This window comes from Wolbachia pipientis, assembly GCF_023661085.1.
In the GTDB taxonomy this organism is placed as follows: domain Bacteria; phylum Pseudomonadota; class Alphaproteobacteria; order Rickettsiales; family Anaplasmataceae; genus Wolbachia.
Window position 1 is genome coordinate 1 of record NZ_JAHDJT010000173.1, and the last position, 1,261, is coordinate 1,261.

Consider the following 1,261-nt stretch of genomic DNA (forward strand, 5'->3'; position numbering starts at 1 on the left):
GATATTATTGCTATAGATACGCTGCGCAGTATTTTTGATTTTAATAAATACAAAGAAGAGAATAGCAATAGCTCCATGTTCTGTTTTTTAAAAGATAGAGTTGAAAAGTTACGAGCGATGACAAACCCTAGATGTGGTATTATCTTAACGCACAATACCAAAAAAGTATCAAAGAGATCATTGTCAGAAGAGCCATTTCAAAGTTTCAGCGGTGCTTCTGCCTTAAGGAGTTTATATACTTCAGGCGTGATGATGATGAAAGATAATGAACAACACAAATTGATATTTGAACTGAGGAATGGTGAATCCATTCCAGCTATGCAGATTAGCAAAGTAAATAGCCAGTGGCGTAGCACTTGTGCTACTTCTTAAGGCTGAGAGTGGAAGGATTAAGTCTATAGCCATATTCCTTGATACCTATTCCAGACCATGGTAGAGTTTGAATAATATCATCTCTTTTTACATTCATGCCTAAGGTTATAGCTAACTTATCTACCATGGTTCTTTGCATTCTATTTATCGGTTTACGAATTTGTTGTTCAGCATCGGAAATATTTCCCAGGTAATCTGCAATTTGTTCAATAGTTAATGCTTTATGTTGCCCTGGAGAAATGCCTTCTTTAAAATCGCACCAGAATTGTTCAAGAAGAACAAAAAAGATATTCATTCCTAACTTAGATTGCTTATTGACAACCTCTATGTCATTGATATAAATGCCACCGTTTTTGATTCGTAATTGCAGAATCTTTTCTTGAGTTGCTAGTTTGGTTTGTTGTAGTGGAATATAAGGATAGCAATTTAGCGCCTGAAAAGAAACGTTAGGTAATAACTTTGGTACTCCTTTTTCAACTGTTTCATTTAATATTTCATTTAAAGTTCGATATCCACAAATTAAATCAGCCATGGGAATAATGTACAGGTTTAACAATGGTTTAAGGTTTTTTTCATTGAAACTGATCAAAACAGTAGGATTAGTTTTGAGCTTATCTAAAGTTAGATATGATTTATCAGAACAACAATCCGGAATAATTAAGCTGACAAGGCTTGTGCCAACAATAACATAATAAACCCCTGTTGCTACTTTATTCGAAGTGATGTTCAAATTTGCCAATTGTTCTTCAAACCATTCAATAACTTTCAAATGATTAACATTTATCTCTAGAGAATGGTAACGTTGCTTCTCATAGGTATCAGGCAGGATATCACGATTACATAGGTCACACATTATTGGGTCATCATATTCCTCATCGTAGTCACTTGC

1 protein-coding gene and 1 pseudogene are annotated in these 1,261 nt (G+C 34.3%); one reads left to right on the forward strand and one right to left on the reverse strand.

Going from position 1 to position 1,261, the window contains the following annotated elements; genetic code table 11:
* Positions 1-372, forward strand: a pseudogene (locus DM84_RS05950) (helicase RepA family protein); the annotation flags it as partial.
* On the opposite strand, the gene DM84_RS05955 reads toward DM84_RS05950, so the two are convergent.
* A partial coding sequence (locus DM84_RS05955) for a hypothetical protein (RefSeq protein ID WP_250779083.1) occupies positions 362-1,261 on the reverse strand: 900 nt, incomplete at its 5' end. The pseudogene DM84_RS05950 and the gene DM84_RS05955 overlap by 11 nt on opposite strands.